Genomic DNA, 5,889 nt, shown 5'->3' with positions numbered 1-5,889 from the left:
GGGCCGACGTGCCGGTCTCCGAGGTGACCGACGACGCGCTGGCCGCGCGGGCCGAGACGGTCGCGCCGCAGGGACTGGTGGCGGTGTGCCGGCACCTCGACGTACCCCTGGCGCAGGCCGTGGCGCGCGGACCGCGACTGGTCGCGGTGCTCGCCGGGATCCGCGACCCGGGCAACGCCGGCACCGTGCTGCGCACCGCCGACGCGGCCGGGGCGGGCGCGGTGATCTTCGCTGGCGAGGCGGTCGACCCCTACAACGGCAAATGTGTGCGGGCCTCCGCCGGCAGCCTCTTCCACGTCGACGTGGTGCGTGCCGCCGACCCGCTCGCCGCCGTCGAGGCGCTGCGGGCCGCGGGCCTGAAGATCTTCGCCACCACCGGGTACGGCGACAGCGACCTGGACGACCTCGCCGACGCCGGAAGGCTGGCCGCACCGACAGCGTGGCTGTTCGGATCGGAGGCGCACGGCCTGCCCGAGGAGCTGACCGCCGCCGCCGACGCCCGGGTCCGGGTGCCGCTGCACGGGCGCGCGGAGAGCCTGAACCTGGCTGCGGCTGCCGCTGTCTGCCTGTATTCTTCCGCCAGAGCACTGCGTGTCCCCCGGGGCACGCGAGAGACAGCAGGGGAGTCCGCCTCGTCATGAACGCGCCACGGCGTTCGTTTAGCCAGCCCGCCGGTGTCGGCGGGCGGCGGGCCTGACCCTTCCCCCTGCACGACTCCCCACCGGCGGGCTGCGGCGAAGCCGCGCGTCCGTAGACTCGCCTAGCCACCCGTGAGGGTCGGCGCCGCCGTGAGGGAGTGCCCGTTCACCATGAGCTACCGCAACGATCCGTACGACCCGAAGCAGGTCGCCCTGCTCGACCCGGACGCCCTGGCCGGAGCAGTGGCCGACGCCGAGAAGGCGTTCGCCGACGCCACCGACCCGGACGCGCTCACCGCGCTGCGCCCCGCGCACCTCGGCGACCGGTCCCCGGTGTCGCTCGCGCGCCGGGAGATCGGCGCGCTGCCGCCGGCCGCGAAGGCCGACGCCGGCAAGCGGGTCAACGAGGCCCGCCGCGCCATCGAGAGCGCGTACGCCGCCCGGCAGGAGATCCTGGAGCGCGAGCAGGCCGAGCGGGTGCTGGTCGAGGAGCGGGTCGACGTGACCCTGCCGTACGACCGCCGGCCGCGTGGCGCCCGCCACCCGCTGAGCGTGCTGATGGAGCAGATCAGTGACCTGTTCATCGGCATGGGCTACGAGGTGGCCGAGGGCCCCGAGGTCGAGCTGGAGTGGACCAACTTCGACGCGCTGAACATCCCGGCCGACCACCCGGCGCGCGGCCTGATGGACACGTTCCACATCGCACCCGAGGGCAGTGGCCTGGTGCTGCGCACCCACACGTCGCCGGTGCAGGCGCGCACCATGCTCAGCCGCAAGCCGCCCATCTACGTGGTGGTGCCCGGCCGGGTCTACCGCACCGACGAGCTGGACGCCACCCACGCGCCGGTCTTCCACCAGGTCGAGGGCCTCGTGGTGGACAAGGGCATCACCATGGCGCACCTGCGCGGCACGCTCGACCACTTCGCCCGGGCCATGTTCGGCGAGGGCGCGAAGACCCGCTGGCGGCCGCACTACTTCCCGTTCACCGAGCCGTCGGCGGAGTTCGACGTCTGGTTCCCGGAGCACCGGGACGGTCCGCAGTGGGTCGAGTGGGGCGGCTGCGGCATGGTCAACCCGCGGGTGCTGCGCGCCTGCGGCATCGACCCGGAGGTCTACTCCGGATTCGCGTTCGGCATGGGCATCGACCGGACCGTGATGGTCCGGCACGGCGTCAGCGACATGCGGGACATGGCCGAGGGCGACGTGCGGTTCACCCGCGCGTTCGGCGCCTGAGCTACGGGAACGGTGGTTTAACAGTCATGCGAGTTTCTGTCAGTTGGCTGCGCGAGTACGTCGACCTGCCGGCCGACCTGCCCACCGGCGACCTGGAGCAGGCGCTGGTCGACCTCGGCATCGAGGTCGAGTCCGTGGTGGACCTGCGCGAGTCCGTCACCGGCCCGCTGGTCGTCGGCGAGGTCCTGGGGATCGAGGAGCTGACCGGCTTCAAGAAGCCGATCCGCTTCTGCCGGGTCGACGTCGGCGCCGCGAACGGCACCGGCGAGCCGCAGGAGATCGTCTGCGGGGCGCGCAACTTCGCCCAGGGCGACAAGGTCGTGGTGATCCTCCCCGGCGGCGTGCTGCCCGGCGGGTTCGCGATCGGCGCGCGCAAGACGTACGGGCGCAACTCCCACGGCATGATCTGCTCGGCCCAGGAGCTGGGGCTGGGCGACGACCACTCGGGCATCGTCGTGCTGCCCGAGGACGTCAAGGCCCAGCCCGGCGACGACGCCCGGCCCGTCGTCGGCCTGGACGACGTCGTGGTCGAGATGGAGATCACCCCGGACCGCGGGTACGCGCTGAGCGTGCGCGGCATCGCCCGGGAGCTGTCGCACGCGCTCGGCGTGCCGTTCCGCGACCCGGCCGACGCGCCAGCGCCCGGCGCGACCGCCGAGCCCGCGTACCCGGTGGAGGTCCGTGACCCGGTCGGCTGCGACCGGTTCGCGGCGCGGATGGTGCGCGGCGTCGACCCGACCGTGGAGACGCCGGGCTGGATGCGGCAGCGGCTCACCGTGGCCGGCGTACGCAGCATCTCGCTCGCCGTCGACATCACCAACTACCTGATGCTCGAACTCGGCCAGCCGATGCACGCCTTCGACGCGGACCGGATCGCCGGGCCGCTCGTGGTGCGCCGCGCCGAGCCGGGGGAGAAGCTGACCACGCTGGACGGGGTGAGCCGCTCGCTGTCCGCTGAGGACCTGGTCATCTGCGACGACACCGGTCCGATCTCCCTGGCCGCGGTGATGGGTGGCGAGACCAGCGAGGTGCTCGCCTCCACCACGAACGTGCTGTTCGAGGCGGCGCACTGGGATCCGGCGACCGTCGGCCGTACCGCGCGGCGGCACAAGCTGTTCAGCGAGGCGGCGAAGCGGTGGGAGCGGGGCGTCGACCCGGCGCTGCCGCTGGTCGCGCTGGACAAGGCGGTCCGGCTGCTCACCGACCTCGCCGGCGGCACGGCCGGCGAGGAGGTGCTCGACATCGACCACGTCGCGCCGCGTACGCCGGTGACGCTGCCGGTGGACCTGCCGTCGCGGCGGGTCGGCGTGTCCTACTCGCCGGACCGCGTGGTGGAGCTGCTGGAGCAGGTCGGTTGCACAGTCACGCGCGGCGCGGACCGGCTCGCCGAGGACCCGGGCACGGCCGGGGTCGGCTCCGGCGCGGGTGAGGTGCTGACCGTGACGCCGCCGAGCTGGCGTCCCGACCTGACCGACCCGGCCGACCTGGTGGAGGAGGTGGTACGCCTCGACGGCTACGACCGGGTGCCATCGGTGCTGCCCACCGCGCCGCCCGGCCGGGGCCTGACCTGGCAGCAGCAGCGCCGCCGGGCCGTCGCCCGCTCGCTCGCCGAGCGCGGCTACGTCGAGGTGCTGGCGCAGCCGTTCGTCGCGCCGGAGCTGGTCGACCAGCTCGGCCTGCCCGCCGACGACCCGCGCCGCCCCGCGGTACGCCTGGCGAACCCGCTGTCGGAGGAGGAGCCGCTGCTGCGCACCACGCTGCTCGGCCCGCTGCTCGGCATCGTCAAGCGCAACGTCGGCCGGGGCCAGCGGGACGTGGCGATCTACGAGATCGGCACCGTCTTCCACCCGCGTCCCGGCGCCGGCGCCCCGCCCGCGATGGGCGTGGACCGGCGGCCCACCGACGAGGAGTTCGCCGCCGCCGACGCGGTGGTGCCCGCCCAGCCCCGGCACGTCGCGGTGGCGCTCACCGGCGAGATCGAACCGGCCGGCTGGTGGGGCGCGGGCCGCGCGGCCGGCTGGGCCGACGCCGTCGAGGCGGGCCGGGCGGTGCTCGACGCCGCCGGGATCCCCGCCGACCGGGTGACGGTACGGGCCGGGGAGCGCGCGCCCTGGCACCCGGGCCGCTGCGCCGAACTGGTGGTGGACGACGTGGTCGTCGGCCACGCCGGTGAGCTGCACCCGGCCGTGCTGGCCGCGCTGGAGCTGCCCCGGCGTACCAGCGCCATGGAGCTGGACCTGGACGCGCTGCCCGCCGCCCCCCTGGTGGCCGGCCCGACCATCTCCACGTTCCCGCCGGCGCTGATCGACGTGGCGCTCGTGGTGGACGACGCGGTGCCGGCCGCCGAGGTGCGGGCGGCGCTGGTCGAGGGCGCGGGCGCGCTGCTGGAGGACGTCCGCCTGTTCGACGTCTACACCTCCGAGCAGCTCGGCGAGGGGCGCAAGTCGCTGGCGTACAAGCTGACGTTCCGCGCCCCGGACCGGACCCTCGCGGGCGAGGAGGCGGTGGCGGCGCGCGACGCGGCGGTCGCTGTCGCCGCCGAGCGCTTCGGCGCCACCCTGCGCGGCGCCTGAAAGGAGGGGCCCTCTCTTAACGCCTCCGGTAGAGGAGGGGGCCCCTTTTAACACCGCGCGCACGCGAGCCGCCCGTGAACGTCGTCTCATGGCTATGCAGCACGCCGTATGACCTTGCGATGAGGTCGCCCCGACCGGTACCCTTCTCTGCATAGTCATGCGGAGGTGGGTATGGGCATTCGAACAGTGGTGGCCGGGGCGAGTGGATACGCCGGGGGCGAACTGCTGCGCCTGCTCGCCGGTCACCCCGAGTTCGAGCTGATCGCCGCCACCGCGCACACCCAGGCCGGTCAGCCGGTCACCGCCGTACACCCGCAGCTCGCCGGCCTGGACCTGGTCTTCGCCGCGACCGAACCGGCGACCCTGGCCGACGCGGACCTGGTGTTCCTGGCCCTGCCGCACGGGCAGTCCGCGGCGCTCGCCGCGGCGCTGCCCGATTCGGTCAAGGTGGTCGACCTGGGCGCGGACCACCGGCTGCGCGACGCCGGCGCCTGGTCCCGCTACTACGGCGGGGAGCACGCCGGCGCCTGGACCTACGGGCTGCCCGAGCTGCCCGGCCAGCGGGCCGAGATCGCCGCCGCGTCGCGGGTGGCCAGCACCGGCTGCTACGCGGTGGCGACCACGCTGGCGCTGGCGCCGCTGATCGCGGCCGGCGCGGTACGCCCCGACGACGTGGTGGTGGTCGCCGCCTCCGGCACCTCCGGCGCGGGCCGGGCCGCCAAGACCCACCTGCTCGGCAGCGAGGTGATGGGCGACCTGTCGCCCTACAAGGTGGGCGCGCACCAGCACGTGCCGGAGATCAAGCAGGCCACCGGCGCGACCGGCCTGTCCTTCACCCCGGTGCTCGCGCCGATGCCCCGGGGCATCCTGGCCACCGTCACCGCCGTGCCCACCGGCGACGCCGACCCGCGCGCGGTGCTGGCCGCCGCGTACACCGACGCGCCGTTCGTGCACGTGCTGCCCGAGGGCGCGTGGCCGCACACCGCCGCCACCGCCGGGTCGAACTCCTGCCACCTCCAGGCGACGGTGGACGTCGACTCGGGGCGGGTGATCGTGGTCAGCGCGATCGACAACCTGGGCAAGGGCGCGGCCGGCCAGGCCGTGCAGAACGCCAACCTGATGGTGGGTCTCCCCGAGACCACCGGTCTGTCCGTGTTTGGAGTGGCCCCGTGAGCGTCACCGTCCCCCGTGGGTTCCGCGCCGCAGGTGTCGCGGCCGGACTGAAGTCCTCCGGCGCGCCCGACGTCGCCCTCGTGATCAACGACGGCCCGGACGCCGGTGTCGCCGGTGTCTTCACCGCCAACCGGGTCAAGGCCGCGCCGGTGCTCTGGAGCCAGCAGGTCGTGCACGGCGGCGTCGTGCGCGCCGTAGTGCTCAACTCCGGCGGCGCGAACGCCTGCACCGGCCCGGCGCCGCGCCGGCGAACGTAGTCCACCCCTGCGGTG

4 protein-coding genes and 1 pseudogene are annotated in these 5,889 nt (G+C 74.6%); all 5 read left to right on the top strand.

Annotated elements, in window-relative coordinates; all coding sequences use genetic code 11:
- The coding region (locus KBX39_RS20610) for an RNA methyltransferase (RefSeq protein WP_210872027.1) at positions 1 to 641 on the top strand (641 nt) is incomplete at its 5' end.
- 168 nt (positions 642 to 809) lie between these two features.
- Complete coding sequence (gene pheS, locus KBX39_RS20605) at positions 810 to 1,871, top strand: phenylalanine--tRNA ligase subunit alpha (RefSeq protein ID WP_043324926.1); 1,062 nt, start codon at positions 810 to 812, stop codon at positions 1,869 to 1,871.
- Positions 1,872 to 1,897: 26 nt separating this feature from the next.
- Positions 1,898 to 4,444 (top strand): phenylalanine--tRNA ligase subunit beta, encoded by a 2,547-nt coding sequence (gene pheT / locus KBX39_RS20600; RefSeq protein ID WP_210872025.1) that lies wholly within the window; start codon positions 1,898 to 1,900, stop codon positions 4,442 to 4,444.
- A 171-nt stretch (positions 4,445 to 4,615) separates the two neighbouring features.
- On the top strand, positions 4,616 to 5,617 hold the full coding sequence (argC, locus tag KBX39_RS20595; RefSeq protein WP_210872022.1) for an N-acetyl-gamma-glutamyl-phosphate reductase: 1,002 nt from the start codon (positions 4,616 to 4,618) through the stop codon (positions 5,615 to 5,617).
- A pseudogene (locus KBX39_RS20590) lies at positions 5,614 to 5,853 on the top strand (bifunctional ornithine acetyltransferase/N-acetylglutamate synthase); the annotation flags it as partial. The gene argC and the pseudogene KBX39_RS20590, both read left to right, overlap by 4 nt.
- Between the last annotated feature and the right edge of the window lie 36 nt (positions 5,854 to 5,889).

It is taken from the genome of Micromonospora sp. D75 (genome assembly GCF_018070405.1).
In the GTDB taxonomy this organism is placed as follows: Bacteria; Actinomycetota; Actinomycetes; order Mycobacteriales; family Micromonosporaceae; genus Micromonospora; species Micromonospora chalcea.
This window is presented reverse-complemented; position numbering and strand designations above follow the sequence as displayed.